The organism is Pseudonocardia sp. P-1 (assembly GCF_058111925.1).
On sequence record NZ_CM176614.1, the window covers coordinates 1,566,519 to 1,580,657 of the forward strand.

The 14,139-nt window shown below is 75.1% G+C and carries 13 protein-coding genes; 7 read left to right on the forward strand and 6 right to left on the reverse strand.

The window, feature by feature from the left end; translation table 11 throughout:
- Positions 1 to 58: 58 nt before the first annotated feature.
- The gene (locus AC0GKK_RS07520; RefSeq protein WP_489883474.1) at positions 59 to 1,804 is read right to left on the reverse strand and encodes a proline--tRNA ligase; all 1,746 of its coding nucleotides are present in this window, start codon (positions 1,802 to 1,804) and stop codon (positions 59 to 61) included.
- A 66-nt stretch (positions 1,805 to 1,870) separates the two neighbouring features.
- Between AC0GKK_RS07520 and AC0GKK_RS07525 the strand changes: the two genes are divergently transcribed.
- Positions 1,871 to 2,293 (forward strand): PPOX class F420-dependent oxidoreductase, encoded by a 423-nt coding sequence (locus AC0GKK_RS07525; RefSeq protein WP_073578140.1) that lies wholly within the window; start codon positions 1,871 to 1,873, stop codon positions 2,291 to 2,293.
- A 47-nt stretch (positions 2,294 to 2,340) separates the two neighbouring features.
- Here AC0GKK_RS07525 and metX read toward each other — a convergent pair whose 3' ends face one another.
- Entirely contained in the window at positions 2,341 to 3,477 is a 1,137-nt protein-coding gene (gene metX, locus AC0GKK_RS07530; protein WP_489883995.1) for a homoserine O-acetyltransferase MetX, read from the reverse strand.
- A gap of 25 nt (positions 3,478 to 3,502) precedes the next feature.
- A complete protein-coding gene (locus tag AC0GKK_RS07535; protein WP_489883475.1) occupies positions 3,503 to 4,813 on the reverse strand; it encodes a bifunctional o-acetylhomoserine/o-acetylserine sulfhydrylase in 1,311 nt (436 codons plus the stop codon).
- A gap of 277 nt (positions 4,814 to 5,090) precedes the next feature.
- Here AC0GKK_RS07535 and yaaA point away from each other — a divergent pair, with 277 nt between their 5' ends.
- From yaaA to AC0GKK_RS07555, 4 genes are all read left to right on the forward strand, one after another.
- Positions 5,091 to 5,840 (forward strand): peroxide stress protein YaaA, encoded by a 750-nt coding sequence (gene yaaA, locus AC0GKK_RS07540; protein ID WP_405418574.1) that lies wholly within the window; start codon positions 5,091 to 5,093, stop codon positions 5,838 to 5,840.
- Positions 5,841 to 5,878: 38 nt separating this feature from the next.
- Positions 5,879 to 6,349, forward strand: coding sequence for a hypothetical protein (locus tag AC0GKK_RS07545; protein ID WP_489883476.1), 471 nt, complete (start codon positions 5,879 to 5,881; stop codon positions 6,347 to 6,349).
- A gap of 246 nt (positions 6,350 to 6,595) precedes the next feature.
- Positions 6,596 to 7,522: an RIO1 family regulatory kinase/ATPase domain-containing protein gene (locus tag AC0GKK_RS07550; protein ID WP_489883477.1), complete on the forward strand. Its 927-nt coding sequence runs from the start codon at positions 6,596 to 6,598 to the stop codon at positions 7,520 to 7,522.
- A 247-nt stretch (positions 7,523 to 7,769) separates the two neighbouring features.
- Positions 7,770 to 9,554 (forward strand): DEAD/DEAH box helicase, encoded by a 1,785-nt coding sequence (locus tag AC0GKK_RS07555; RefSeq protein WP_489883478.1) that lies wholly within the window; start codon positions 7,770 to 7,772, stop codon positions 9,552 to 9,554.
- A gap of 45 nt (positions 9,555 to 9,599) precedes the next feature.
- Here AC0GKK_RS07555 and AC0GKK_RS07560 read toward each other — a convergent pair whose 3' ends face one another.
- Positions 9,600 to 10,028 (reverse strand): LapA family protein, encoded by a 429-nt coding sequence (locus AC0GKK_RS07560; RefSeq protein ID WP_178376818.1) that lies wholly within the window; start codon positions 10,026 to 10,028, stop codon positions 9,600 to 9,602.
- 188 nt (positions 10,029 to 10,216) lie between these two features.
- Between AC0GKK_RS07560 and AC0GKK_RS07565 the strand changes: the two genes are divergently transcribed.
- Positions 10,217 to 11,149 carry an SCO6745 family protein gene (locus AC0GKK_RS07565; protein WP_489883479.1) on the forward strand — a complete coding sequence of 311 codons (933 nt, stop codon included), beginning with the start codon at positions 10,217 to 10,219 and terminating at the stop codon, positions 11,147 to 11,149.
- Between the two features lie 7 nt (positions 11,150 to 11,156).
- Here the strand turns inward: AC0GKK_RS07565 and AC0GKK_RS07570 are convergent, their stop codons facing one another.
- Positions 11,157 to 11,621, reverse strand: a complete 465-nt coding sequence (locus AC0GKK_RS07570; protein ID WP_178376820.1) for a GNAT family N-acetyltransferase — start codon at positions 11,619 to 11,621, stop codon at positions 11,157 to 11,159.
- Positions 11,622 to 11,675: 54 nt separating this feature from the next.
- On the opposite strand from AC0GKK_RS07570, the gene AC0GKK_RS07575 reads away from it, so the two are divergent.
- Positions 11,676 to 13,067: a mycothione reductase gene (locus AC0GKK_RS07575; protein WP_405418579.1), complete on the forward strand. Its 1,392-nt coding sequence runs from the start codon at positions 11,676 to 11,678 to the stop codon at positions 13,065 to 13,067.
- A gap of 3 nt (positions 13,068 to 13,070) precedes the next feature.
- On the opposite strand, the gene AC0GKK_RS07580 is transcribed toward AC0GKK_RS07575, so the two are convergent.
- Positions 13,071 to 13,880 carry a lysophospholipid acyltransferase family protein gene (locus tag AC0GKK_RS07580; protein WP_226355786.1) on the reverse strand — a complete coding sequence of 270 codons (810 nt, stop codon included), beginning with the start codon at positions 13,878 to 13,880 and terminating at the stop codon, positions 13,071 to 13,073.
- Positions 13,881 to 14,139: the final 259 nt, after the last annotated feature.

Sequence of the window (14,139 nt, forward strand, 5' to 3'; positions counted from 1 at the left end):
GAACGCACGGAGCGGGGGCCCCTCCGGCGAGGACCCGCCCGTGCGGTGGCGGTGCCGCTCAGGCCCCGCGGACGATCCCCGCGACGAGCTCGGCGGCACCGGCGCGGTCGATCTCGCTCCGCTCGCCGGTGGCGCGGTCCTTGAGCTCCAGCTTCCCGTCGGCGAGCCCCCGCCCGACGACGACGATCGTCGGCACGCCGATCAGCTCGGCGTCGGCGAACTTCACGCCGGGGCTCGCCTTGCGGTCGTCGAGCACGACCGACAGGCACTGGGCCTCCAGCTCGGCGGCGACGGCCTCGCCGCCCGCCAGCAGCTCCGCGGACTTGCCCGCGACGACGACGTGCACGTCGAACGGCGCCACCGACCGCGGCCACACCAGGCCGGAGCCGTCGTGGGACTGCTCGGCGATCGCGGCGACCAGCCGGGAGACACCGATGCCGTAGGAGCCCATCGTGATCCGGACCGGCTTGGAGTCCGGGCCGAGCGCGTCGAGGGAGAAGGCGTCGGCGTACTTGCGGCCGAGCTGGAAGATGTGCCCGATCTCGATGCCGCGGGCGGCCTCCAGCACGCCGGTGCCGTCCGGGGACGGGTCCCCGGCGCGGACCTCGGCGGCCTCGATCGTGCCGTCCGGGGTGAAGTCGCGGCCCGCGACGAGGTCGACGACGTGGTGGTCGGCCTTGTCCGCGCCGGTGACCCAGGCGGTGCCGGTGACGATCCGCGGGTCCACGAGGTAGCGGACGCCGTTCGCGGCGAGCGCGCCCGGCCCGATGTAGCCCTTGACCAGGAACCCGTTGCGGGCGAAGTCGGCCTCGTCGAGCAGCGCCACCTCGGCGGGCTCCAGCGACGCCTCCAGGCGCTTCATGTCGACCTCGCGGTCGCCGGGGACGCCGATCCCCAGCAGCTCCCACTCGTCCGCGCCGGGCTGCCGGGTCTTCACCAGCACGTTCTTCAGCGTGTCGGCCGCGGTGAAGGTGCGCTCGGTGTGCGCGTTGAGGAAGGTCACCAGCGACTCGATGGTCGGGGTGTCCGGCGTGTGGTGCACCTGCGCGGCGGGCAGCCCGTCGAGCGGGACCGCGGGGGGCGCGGGCGTGGTGACGGCCTCGACGTTGGCCGCGTAGCCGCCGGGACCGCGGACGAAGGTGTCCTCGCCGGTCTCGGACTCGGCGAGGAACTCCTCCGACGCCGAGCCGCCCATCGCACCCGAGGTCGCGGACACGATCACGTAGCGCAGCCCGAGCCGGTCGAAGATCTTCACGTAGGCGTCGCGGTGCTTGCGGTAGGACTCCGACAGGCCCTCGTCGGTGAGGTCGAAGGAGTAGGAGTCCTTCATGAGGAACTCGCGGCCGCGCAGGATGCCCGCGCGGGGCCGCTCCTCGTCGCGGTACTTGTTCTGGATCTGGTACAGGATGACCGGGTAGTCCTTGTACGACGAGTACTCGCCCTTGACCGCGAGGGTGAACAGCTCCTCGTGGGTCGGGCCGAGCAGGTAGTCACCGCCCTTGCGGTCCTTCAGGCGGAACAGGTTCGGGCCGTACTCGGTCCACCGGTTCGTCGCCTCGTAGGGCTCGCGCGGCAGCAGCGCCGGGAACTGGATCTCCTGGCCGCCCATGGCGTCCATCTCCTCGCGCACGACCTTCTCGACGCGGCGGAGCACCGTGAGACCGAGCGGCAGCCAGGAGTACACGCCCGGGGCCACGCGACGGACATAACCGGCGCGGACCAGCAGCTTGTGGCTGGGTACCTCCGCGTCGGCCGGGTCCTCACGCAGGGTGCGCAGGAACAGCGACGACATCCGGGTCAACACCTGCAGAAGGGTAGCGAGGGACCCCGGAGCCGCTCATCCCGGTTCCGGAGCGGGCAGACTCGGGGCATGGGAGACGAACAGCACGAGCTGCTCGCGGGGGCACGCCAGGGCGTCCTCGCGACGATCAAGCGCAGTGGCATGCCCCAGCTGTCGCCGGTGACGCCGTACTACGACCGCGCTGCCGGGACGGTGCAGGTGTCGATGACCGAGGGGCGGGCGAAGACCGCGAACCTGCGGCGGGACCCGCGGGCGGCGCTGTCGGTGGAGAGCACCGACGGCCGCTCCTGGGCGACGGCCGAGGGCCCGGTCGAGCTCGTCGGGCCCGACGACTCGCCCGACGGACCGGCCGTGCAGGCGCTGGTCGACTGGTACCGCGCCGCCGCCGGGGAGCACCCGGACTGGGACGAGTACCGCGAGGTCATGGTCCGGGACCGGCGGGTGCTGATGACGATGCGGGTGCAGCGCGTCTACGGGGAGAACCTGGGCTGACGGCGTTCCGGCCGGTGGCCGCGCCCGGTGGGCGCGGTCCCGGCGGCTCAGACCGCCTCGTCCAGCAGCTCGGCCAGCAGCCGGGCCACCGTCGGCGTCTCCACCAGGAACCCGTCGTGCCCGTACGGCGAGTCGATCACCTTGAGCGGGTCGGCGCGCGGGATGCCGTCGGCCAGCTCCTGCTGGTCGGCGAGCGGGTAGAGCCGGTCGGAGGTGACCCCGGCGACGTAGGTGCGGGCGCTCACCCGCGACAGCGCCGCGGTCACCCCGCCCCGGTCGCGGCCGACGTCGTGGTGGTTCATCGCCTGGGTCAGCCGCACGTAGGACGCGGCGTCGAAGCGGTGCACGAGCTTGTGCGCGTGGTGGTCCAGGTAGGACTCCACGGCGTAGCGGCCGCCGTCGAGCGGGTCCTCGCCCGGCTGCGGGTCGCGGCCGAAGCGGGTCGCCAGCTCGTAGCCCGAGCGGTAGGACAGGTGCGCGATCCGGCGGGCCACGCCGAGTCCGCGCCACGGCCCCTCCGGCGTGTCGTGGTAGTCGCCGCCGTGCCAGTGCGGGTCGCCGGTAATCGCCTGGATCTGCGGGCTCGCCCAGCCGATCTGGTCCGCCGACGACGCCGCGGGCCCGGCGAGCAGGAACAGCCGCCGTACCCGGTCGGGCTCGGTGGCCGCCCACTCCAGGGACCGCATGGACCCCATCGAGCCGCCGATCACGCAGGCGAACGCGTCGATGCCGAGCGCGTCGGCCAGGTACTGCTCGGCGACGACGGTGTCCCGCACGGTGACCGTCGGGAACCGGCTGCCCCAGGTCCGCCCGTCCTGCGCACGGGACGCCGGACCGGTGCTGCCCTGGCAGCCGCCGACCGCGTTCGGCGCGACGACGAACCAGCGGGCCGGGTCCAGCGGTCCGCCCGGCTCGATCAGCCCGGGCCACCAGCCGGACGTCGGGTGCCCGGGGCCGGCGGGGCCCTCCAGGTGCGCGTCGCCGGTGAGGGCGTGCAGGACGAGGACGGCGTTGGAGCCGTCCGGTGCGAGCTCGCCCCAGGTCTCGTAGGCCAGGCGCACGCCTGGCAGCTCCCCGCCGGCCGCCAGCTTCAGCGGCGCGGGCAGGTCGAGGAAGTGGCGGCGGCCGGGGTCGTCCCCCTCCCGCCAGGCGCCGCTGGCGGGAGGGAGCTCGAAGTCGTTCACGGACACCAGGTAATCAGATCCGCTCTCAGGCGCCCTTCGCGGCGCGGAAACCGGCGTCCAGGTCGGCCTTGAGGTCCTCGATGCCCTCGAGGCCCACCGACAGCCGGACCAGGCCCGGGGTCACGCCGGAGGCGAGCTGCTCCTCCGCGGAGAGCTGGCTGTGCGTGGTCGACGCCGGGTGGATGACCAGGCTGCGGACGTCGCCGATGTTGGCGAGGTGGCTGTGCAGCTCGAGGGCGTTCACGAACTTCTTGCCCGCCTCGACACCGCCCCGCAGCTCGAAGGCCACGATCGCGCCGCCGCCCTTGGGCAGGTACTTCTGCTGGAGGGCGTGCCACGGGCTGGACGGGAGACCGGCGTAGTGGACCTGCTCCACCTCGTCGCGCCCCTCCAGCCACTCGGCCAGCGCCTGGGCGTTCTGGTTGTGCCGGTCCATCCGCAGCGACAGCGTCTCGATGCCCTGCAGGATCAGGAACGCGTTCTGCGGGGAGATCGCCGGGCCGAGGTCGCGCAGCAGCTGCACACGGGCCTTGATGATGTAGGCGATCGGGCCGACGGCGTCGGTGAACACCGCGCCGTGGTAGCTCGGGTCCGGGCTGGTCAGGCCGGGGAACTTGGCGGAGTTGGCGACCCAGTCGAACGTCCCGGAGTCGACGATGATGCCGCCGACCGAGGTGCCGTGGCCGCCGAGGAACTTGGTCAGGGACTCGACGACGATGTCGGCGCCGTGCTCGATCGGCCGCACCAGGTACGGGGTCGGGATGGTGTTGTCGACGATCAGCGGAACCCCGGCGGCGTGCGCGACACCGGCGACGGCGGCGATGTCGAGGATGTTCCCGCGCGGGTTGCCCAGCGTTTCGCCGTAGAGGGCCTTGGTGTTCGGCCGGATCGCGGCCTTCCACTCCTCCAGGTCGTCGGGGTCCTCCACGAAGGTGACCTCGATACCCATCTTCGGGAAGGTGTAGTGGAACTGGTTGTAGGTGCCGCCGTAGAGCGAGGCGCTGGAGACGATGTGGTCCCCGGCCTCGGCGATGTTCTGGATCGCGAGCGCCTGCGCGGCCTGCCCGGACGCGACGGCCAGGGCCGCGACCCCGCCCTCCAGCGCGGCGACGCGCTGCTCCAGCACGTCCTGGGTGGGGTTCATGATCCGCGTGTAGATGTTGCCGAACTCGGCGAGCCCGAACAGGTTCGCGGCGTGGTCGGTGTCGCGGAAGACGTAGGACGTCGTCTGGTAGATCGGCGTGGCCCGGGCGTTCGTGGTCGGGTCGGGTGCAGCGCCGGCGTGCACCTGCTTGGTCTCGAACGACCAGTTGGCGGTGGTGTCGGGGTCGGTCACGGTGGGACTCCTCTTCGGGTCGACCGCCGGTGTGAGCGTGCCGAGGCGGGCCGGGCCCGGGTCGGTCGATCGCGGCGGTTACAGGGGCTGTGGCGGGGCGGACGCGTACGTGGGCCCTCGGACGAGCGCGGGTCAGCGGCAGGGGCGACAGGCCGCGCTCGTGATCCGCATGCAGTCGACGTGGATGCGCGCCACCAGGCAGGTCACGGGCCCGAACCTAGTGCGGTCCCCCGGCGGGCACAACGGCCGCGCGCGGCGATCACTAGTCTGATGCGCCGTGCTCGTCCTGCTGCCGCCCTCGGAGACCAAGCGTGACGGCGGCGACGGCCCGCCGCTCGACCTCGCCGCGCTCTCCCACGACGCCGACCTCGGCCCCGTCCGCACGGACCTCTGCGACGAGCTCGTCGCACTGGCCGGCGATCGGCCGGCCGCGCGCGCCGCGCTCGAGGTGTCGCAGCGCCAGGACGCCGAGATCGACCGCAACGCCGCGCTGCGCACGAACCCGACGCTGCCCGCGCTGGACCGCTACACCGGGGTCCTCTACCACGCCCTCGACGCCGGCTCCTTCACCCGCGCCACCCGGGACCGGGCCCGATCCCGGCTCGCGGTGTGCTCGGCGCTGTTCGGACTGCTCGGGGCCGACGACCCGATCCCGCCCTACCGGCTCTCGGCGGGCTCGAAGCTGCCCGGCTCGGGCACCCTGGCCGCGCGCTGGCGACCGGCGCTCGACCCGCTGCTGGCCCGCATCGCCGACGGCGAGCTCGTCGTCGACCTCCGCTCCGGCGGCTACGCCGCGCTCGGGACGGTCCCCGGCGCGGTGACGGTGAACGTGCTGGCCCGGCGACCGGACGGGAGTCGGTCGGTCGTCAGCCACCACAACAAGTCGCACAAGGGCGGCCTGGCCCGGCTGCTGGCGACCTCCCGGGCCGAGCCCGCCGACGCCGGCGCGGTGGCCCGGATCGCGCGGCGGGCGGGACACGTCGTCGAGCGCGACGGCGACCACCTGGATCTCGTCATCCCGGCCTGAACCCGCGCACCGAGTCGGACATACGGCATGATCCGGGCATGGTGGAGCAGCTGAACCTGTGGGTCGCCGCCGTGGGCCCGGTGTGGCAGTTCCTGGCGGTGTTCGTGATCGGCGTGGTGCCGTTCCTGGAGTCCTACACGGGCACGCTGGTCGGGACGGTCACCGGCATGCCGGTGCTCCTCGCCGCCGCCGGGGCGATCGCGGGCAACGTGCTGGCCCTGGTCGTCGCGGTGCGGCTGGGCGACCGGGCCCGGCGGGGACTCGGCCGCCGCGCGTCGCGGCCGCCGTCGGAACGGCGGCGGAAGGTGATCGCCCGGGTGGACCGCTACGGCGTCCCGGTCGCGTCGCTGCTGGCCCCGACCCTGATGGCGATCTCGGTGACCGCGTTCGGGATGGTCGCTGCCGGACTGGACCGGCGGCAGGTCGTGGTCTGGCAGGTCGTGGCCGTCGTGGTGTGGGCGGCGCTGTTCGCCGCGGTCGGGCTCGGCGCCCTCAGCGCCTTCGGCTGAGCGCGGGGCCCGCGCGGGGCGGAAAACCGGTGGCGGGCCGGGACGGCGTCCGGCAGGGTCGCCACCGGCCGGAGGGACCGGTGGCGCGGCAGGGCCGCGCGGTGCGAGCGGGGGGTGCGTACCGATGGCCGTCCGTCGTGTCCGGGTGCGCAGCGCGTACCCGCCCGCACCGTCCCCGTCGCGCGGTACGGCCGGCCCCTGAGGTCCGGCTCCGCGCGGCACCCCCTGCCGCCTCCGGAGCCGCACGTGTACTCGTCCGACCGTCCCGATCCCGTCCGCCGTCGCCGCCGTTTCGACGACGACGAGCCCCGCCCCCGTCCCGGCCGCGCCGACACCGCCGCGCTCGCCCTGGACGGCCGGGCCGGGCACGACCCCGACACCGCCGAGGTCCCCGGCGGTGGTGACCGCTGGTCCACCTGGCCCGGGCTGCCCGCCGGCGCCCGTGGCCCGCACCCCCGCCCCGGCTGGCTGGTGACCGACACCGGCGCCGTCGACCACGAGCGCGGGGTGCTCAAGACCGGCAAGGAGGCCGACGTGCACCTCGTCGAACGCGGACTCCCCGGCCACGACGGGGTGCTGCTCGCCGCCAAGCGCTACCGCGACCCCGCGCACCGCATGTTCCACCGCGACGCCGGCTACCTGGAGGGGCGCCGCGTCCGGCGCTCCCGGGAGACACGGGCGATGGCGCAGCGCACCGCGCTGGGCCGCGACCTCATCGCCGGGCAGTGGGCGGCGGCCGAGTTCGCCGCGCTCGCCCGGCTGCACTCCGCGGGCGCCCCGGTGCCCTACCCGGTGTCGGTCGACGGGACCGAGGTCCTGCTGGAGTTCCTCGGCACGCCCGACGGGCGCGCCGCACCCCGGCTCGCCGGGCTGCGCCCGGACGCGGGCGAGCTGACCGCGCTGTGGCACGACCTCGTCGACGCCCTCGGCGTGCTCGCCGACCTCGGCTGGGCACACGGCGACCTGTCGGCCTACAACGTGCTCGTCCACCACGGCCGGGCGGTACTGATCGACCTGCCACAGGTCGTCGACGTCGTCGGGAACCCGCAGGGACCGGAGTTCCTGGACCGTGACGTCCGACGCATCGGCGACTGGTTCGTCGCCCGCGGGCTCGACCCCGCCGCACCCGGGCGGCTCCTCACCGAGCTGCGGGAACGCACCCTGCTGGGCTGACCCGCCCCGCCGTCCCCCGGGGCGCGACGCGGCGTCACGCGTCGCGCCCCGACGGCCCGGCACCGGGGAGCACGGGTACGGCGCGTAGTGTGGATCGACGAGCGCCCGGCCGCCAGAGCCGCCGGGCCGAGCCCTTCCATCACGGAGCGCGCACCGCGACGACGCGCCGCCGCGCCCGGGCCCGTCGGCCGAGCACACCTCCCCCGAGGTCTCCGCAGGACGTGCCACGTTCTCGAGGAGACCTGTCTTGACCAGGCCGCAGTTCCGCCCGCCGTCGTCCGACGCCGGCGCCACGTCCGACCGTCCCGCCCGCCGGCGGGCCACCCGCCCGTCCGGGCCGTCCGCCGACGGTGGCGCCCACCGCGGGTCGGCCCGGCGCGACGACCGCCGCACCGAGACCCGCGGCGACGACCGCCGCGACCGTCCCGCCCGCGACGACGACCGCCGCGACGCCCCGCGTCCGGCCCGGGGCGCCCGCACCGGCGGCCCCGCCCGCGGCGAGCGCTCCGGCGCCCCCCGTGGGGACCGCTCCGCCCGGGGCGAGCGCTCCGGCGACGGCGGCGGCAACCGCGCCGAGCGTCGCGAGCACCTCCAGGACGGGAGCCGGGTCGACCGCGGCCCCGCCCGGTCCGCGCAGCGCGGCGGTGACCGTCCGGCCGCCCGCCGCGGCCGCCGCGGTGGTGGCGGCGCCGCGGCGTCGCGTCCGGCCCCGGCCCGCGCCGCCGCCCCGAAGGCGGAGCCGGAGCCGCAGTGGGTCGAGCCCGAGGACGGCATGCCCTCGTTCGCCGAGCTGGGCCTGCCCGAGCGCCTGACCAAGGCACTGGCCGAGCAGGGCTTCACCGCCCCGTTCCCGGTGCAGGCGGCCACGCTGCCCGACACCCTCGCCGGGCGCGACCTGCTCGGACGCGGCCAGACCGGGTCCGGCAAGACCCTCGCCTTCGGGCTCGCGCTGCTGGCCCGCCTGGCCGGGGAGCGCTCCCGCCCGACCGCCCCGCGCGGCCTGGTGCTGGTCCCGACCCGCGAGCTCGCCACCCAGGTCGTCGCGGTCCTGGCGCCGCTGGCGAAGGCGGTCGACCTGCGGGTGACCGACATCGTCGGCGGGATGTCGATGAACAAGCAGGTCGCCGAGCTCCGGCGCGGGGTCGACCTGCTGGTCGCCACCCCGGGCCGGCTGTCCGACCACCTGCAGCAGCGCACCTGCGACCTGTCCGAGGTCACGATCACCGCGCTGGACGAGGCCGACCGCATGGCCGACATGGGCTTCCTGCCCCAGGTCCGCGCGATCCTCGACCGCACCCCCGCCGACGGGCAGCGCCTGCTGTTCTCCGCGACCCTCGACGGCGACGTCGACACGCTGGTCCGGCGCCACCTCACCGACCCGGTGACCCGCTCGGTCGCCCCGCCGACCGGCAGCGTCGCGACGATGGAGCACCACGTGCTCGTCGTCGACCGCGACGACCGGTCCCGCGTCGTCGCCGAGATCGCCGCCCGGGAGGGCCGCACGATCCTGTTCGTGCGCACCAAGCACGGCGCCGACCGGATGGTGCGGGTGCTGCGCCGCGAGGGCGTCGCCGCCGGGCCGCTGCACGGTGGCCGCTCGCAGAGCCAGCGCAACCGCGCGCTCGACGACTTCCGCTCCGGTGCGGTGCCGGTGCTCGTCGCGACCGACGTCGCGGCCCGCGGCATCCACATCGACGACGTCGGGCTCGTCGTGCACGTCGACCCGCCCGCCGACCCCAAGGCCTACCTGCACCGTGCCGGGCGTACCGCCCGGGCCGGTGAGGACGGCGTCGTGGTGACGCTGGCGATGCCCGAGCAGCGCGCCGAGGTGGACCTGCTCACCCGCCAGGCCGGGGTCTCCGCCGAGGTCTCGACGATCCGCCCGGGGCACCCGGACCTGGTCCGCGTGACCGGTGCGCGGGAGCCGTCCGGCGAGCCGATCGTCGTCGCCAAGCCGCCGAAGCCGGCGCCCCGCCGCCGCCCGGCCGCGGGCGGGGCCGCGCGCACCGACCGGCCGCGCCGACGGCGCTGACCTCCCCCGGGTCGCGGCAGGCGCCCCGGCCGCGACCCGTGCGGGTCAGCCTCGCCGCGCCTGCCGGCGCAGCTGCAGGATCCGGCCCGTCCCGGGCACGGCGACCAGCAGGATCCCGGCGATCGCGGCGAACAGCAGCGCCACCCCGGTGGGCAGCGTCCCGGTCAGCCACAGGAAGTTGATCGCGACCGGCTCGGTGTTCTGCAGGATGAACACCAGCAGGAAGATCAGCACGACCGCCGAGAGGATCAGCGCGGCCCACAGCCCGCCGGTGCGGGTGTGCGGGATCGCGCGCTTCTCGGTGGTGGCCTCGGAGCCCGGGCCGCCGCCCTCCACCGGCACCGCCACGGTCGGCTGATCGGCCGTGGGGTCGGGTGTGCGCAGCGCCGGATGGGTCGCCGGGTCCGCCGTCGGGTCCTCCGGTCCGACCCGCCCCCAGGCCGGGGAGTCGCCGCCCCGTCGGTCGTCGCTCATCCGTTCCGCCTTCCTCTCCCAGCGTGTCCGCTCGCGCACCCTCCGGTTCCGGGCACGCGCGGGAGTATCGCGCACTCGGCGTCCCGGCGACGGCGACGCGCGGGGCACGCCCGCCGTCCGGTCGTGCGCCACCGGCCGAGGAACTACCGTCGGGCCGGCAGCGCCGCCGAACCCCGCGAGGAGCGCACGTGGACCACGCCGAGGCCGTCCGGGTCTTCTTCGCCGCCGCACCGGAGGGGATCGAGGTGCCCGGCGCGGTGACCGGCGGCGCACCGGCCCGCCGGCTGCGCGACGCGCTCGAACCGGTCGCGATGCACGACGTCTGGTCCTCCCGGGTCGGCGACGCCGTCGGCGCCCGCGGCCTGGACTTCTTCACCGCCTACGTCGGCGGGCGCGGCGGACCGTTCGGCGGCCGGGCGCCGGGGGAGCTGGTCGCCGCCGCGTTCGCCGTGTTCGAGCCCGGGTTCGTCGGCTCCACCTGGGAGGACGCGCTGCGCCTCGTCGACGTCGAGGAGCTGCAGCAGCTGCGCGACGCCGAGACCGCCGCGAGCCTGCGCGCGGTCCTCGGCGAGGAGACCGACGCGGGCCGCGTCGCCGAGGTCGCCGGGATCCTGGAGCGCGCCGTCGACGCGGTGTCCGGCGCGGGCAGGCCGCTGTTCTCCGCCCTGCGTGCCCGGCCCCGTCCGCAGGATCCGGCCGGGCGGCTGTGGCGGGCCGCCGACCTGGTGCGCGAGCACCGCGGCGACGGCCACGTGGCCGCCTCCGTCGCGGCCGGGCTGGACCCGGTGCGGATGGGCGTCCTCGCCGAGCTGTGGGTCGGCTACCCGCTCGGCGAGTACTCCGGCACCCGCGCCTGGCCGCAGGACATGGCCGACGCGGGCGCCCGCAGGCTCGCCGAGGAGGGCCTGACCACCTCCGCCGGGCCCGACGCCGCCCTCACCGACGACGGCCGCCGCTTCCGCGACCGGGTCGAGGCCGCCACCGACGCCTCCCAGGACGACCTGGTCGCCGCGCTGGGCGACGACCTCGACGGCGTCACCGCCGACCTGGACCGCTGGTCGCAGGCCTGCATCGACGCCGGGCAGTTCCCGCCGGACCTGCGCAAGCGGGCCGCGGGCTGAGCCCCGCTCAGGAGCGGCGGCGCTCCATCGGGACGTGCGGGATGCCGTCCTCGACGAACCGCTCCCCCGCCGGCACGAATCCGTGCCGGGCGTAGAACGGCTCCTGGACCTCCTGGGCGTCGAGCACGCAGGGGCGGTCGCCGACCTCGGCGAGCACCGAGTCCATCAGCCGGTGCCCCAGCCCGCGTCCGCGCGCGTCGGCGCGGGTGCAGACCCGGCCGATCCGCAGCACCCCGCCGGGGTCGGCCAGCAGCCGCAGGGTCGCGACGACCGTGCCGCCGTCGGCCAGCCAGTGGTGCCGGGTGCGCGGTTCGAGGTCGCGCCCGTCGAGCTCCTGGTAGGGGCACTCCTGCTCGACGACGAAGATCGCGGTGCGCAGCGCGAGCAGCGCGTACAGGGTGGCCGGGTCGAGGTCGGCGGCCCAGGCGCGGTGCAGGGTCGGGGTCGCCGCGGCCGGTGTGGGAACGGTCATCCGCAGAGGGGTACCAGAGCGTCGCGGGCCCGCGGAAGCGGTTAGCCTCGCGACGTGGCCCACCATGATCTGGTCGTCATCGGCACCGGTTCCGGAAACACCTTCATCGACGAACGCTTCGCCGATCTCGACGTCGCGATCGTCGAGCACGGGGTGTTCGGCGGGACCTGCCTGAACGTCGGCTGCATCCCGACCAAGATGTACGTCTACGCCGCGGACGTCGCCGAGACCATCCGGCACGCGCACACCTACGGCGTCGACGGCACCGTCGACAAGGTCCGCTGGACCGACATCCGGGACCGGGTGTTCGGCCGGATCGACCCGATCTCCGACGGTGGGCGCTCCTACCGGGTCGACCGCAGCCCCAACGTCACCGTGTACTTCGGGCACGCCCGCTTCACCGGCGAGCGCGAGCTGGGCGTCGAGCGCACCGACGGCTCCGGCACCGACACCGTCACCGGCGACCGGATCGTCATCGCCGCCGGGTCGCGGCCGAGCATCCCGCCGCTGGTCCACGACGCCGGCGTGCCGTTCGAGACCTCCGACACGGTGATGCGGGTCGACGACGTCCCGCGCCGGCTCGCGATCCTCGGCGGCGGCTACATCGCGTCCGAGTTCGCGCACGTGTTCTCCGCGCTCGGCGCCGAGGTCACCGTCATCGCCCGCGGACCGAAGCTGCTGCGCCACCTCGACGACACGCTGTCCGACCGGTTCACCGAGGTCGCCACCGCCCGCTGGGACTGCCGGCTGGGCCGTCAGGTCACCGCGCTGTCCGGCGACGGCAGCGGCGGCCCCGGCGAGGTGGAGATCACCCTCGACGACGGCTCCACCGTCGTCGCCGACACGCTGCTCGTCGCCACCGGCCGGATGCCCAACGGCGACCGGATGGACCTGGACCGGGGCGGCGTGACCGTGCACGCCGACGGCCGGGTCGCCGTCGACGAGTACCAGCGCAGCGTGTCCGCGGCCGGCGTGTGGGCGCTGGGCGACGTGAGCTCCCCGCACCAGCTCAAGCACGTGGCCAACCACGAGGCCAAGATCGTCGGGCACAACCTGGCGCACCCGGACGACCTGCGCGCCACCAACCACGACTTCGTCCCGGCCGCGGTGTTCACCGAGCCGCAGATCGCCTCGGTCGGGATGACCGAGACCGAGGCCCGCGACGCCGGGTTCGACATCGCGGTCAAGGTGCAGAACGTCGGCGACGTCGCCTACGGCTGGGCGATGGAGGACCGCACCGGCATCTGCAAGCTGGTCGCGGAGAAGGGCACCGGACGACTGCTGGGCGCGCACCTGCTCGGGCCGCAGGCGTCGACGCTGGTCCAGCAGCTGATCCAGGCGATGGTGTTCGGCCAGACCGTCTCCGAGATCGCGACCGGGCAGTACTGGATCCACCCGGCGCTGCCCGAGGTCATCGAGAACGCCCTGCTCGGCCTGGAGATCTGAGGGTCAGCCGGCGGCGCGCTCGGCCGGGTCGAGCGGCTCGCCGGGCGCCTCCGGACGCGGCCGCGCCTCCGGGTCGTACGTCGTCGCCGGGCGGGTCTCCCCGCGCAGCTCCTCGAGCAGCCCGGTCACCGCGTCCATGATCTTCGCGGTGGCCGCGTCGAGGGTGGTCTTCGTGAGCGGCTTCCCGGCGAACTCCGAGAGGTCCACCGGCGGGCCGAGCGCGACCGTGACCCGCTTGCGCGGGAACGGCGTCGGCTTCCCGTCGGCGGGCAGGAAGTCCTGGGTGCCCCAGTTCGCCATGGGGATCACCGGGGCGCCGGAGCGCAGCGCGATCCGGGCGACGCCGTTCTTCGGCTTCATCGGCCAGTGCCCGGGGTCGCGGGTGTAGGTGCCCTCCGGGTAGATCGCGACGATCTCCCCGCGCTCCAGGGCGTCGATCGAGCCGGTGAACGACTCCGCCGCCCGCTTCGACGACCGGTACACCGGGATGTGCCCGCCGTGCCCGAGCACCCACTTCACCACCGGCACCGACCACAGCTCGCCCTTGGCCAGGAACCGCGGGATCCGGCCGTGCGCGGTGCCGAAGGCGATGTCGAAGATCGGGTCGGAGAACGAGACGTGGTTGCCGACCAGCAGGGCGCCGCCGGTGCGCGGCAGGTGCTCCGCGCCGCGCCAGCCCAGCCGGGTCCCGAAGACGACGAACGGCCAGATCACCGCGATCGCGAGCCCGAACCAGAAGCCCGACCCGCGACGCCGGCGTCGCACCGTCGCCACGACCTTCTGCCACACCGTCAGCTCCGGTGGCACGCCCATCGTCGTCGTCCTCTCCCCGCCCGTCCGTCCGCGGCGCCCGGTCCCGGGCACGCGACCATCTTCGCCCCTCACGACGACCGGATGCGTCCGTGGTCCTACCCACCCCGGCCGCGACCACCGGAGGTGATGCACACCTCACCCGTTCGAGCGATCCCCGCGCGCCGAGATGTCTCGACGAGCGAGGTACTGCGGACCCGATCTAGGGTCGACGGGTACGCACCGGTCGCGGACCGTGTCCGGGCCGACCCGATGTGAGGAC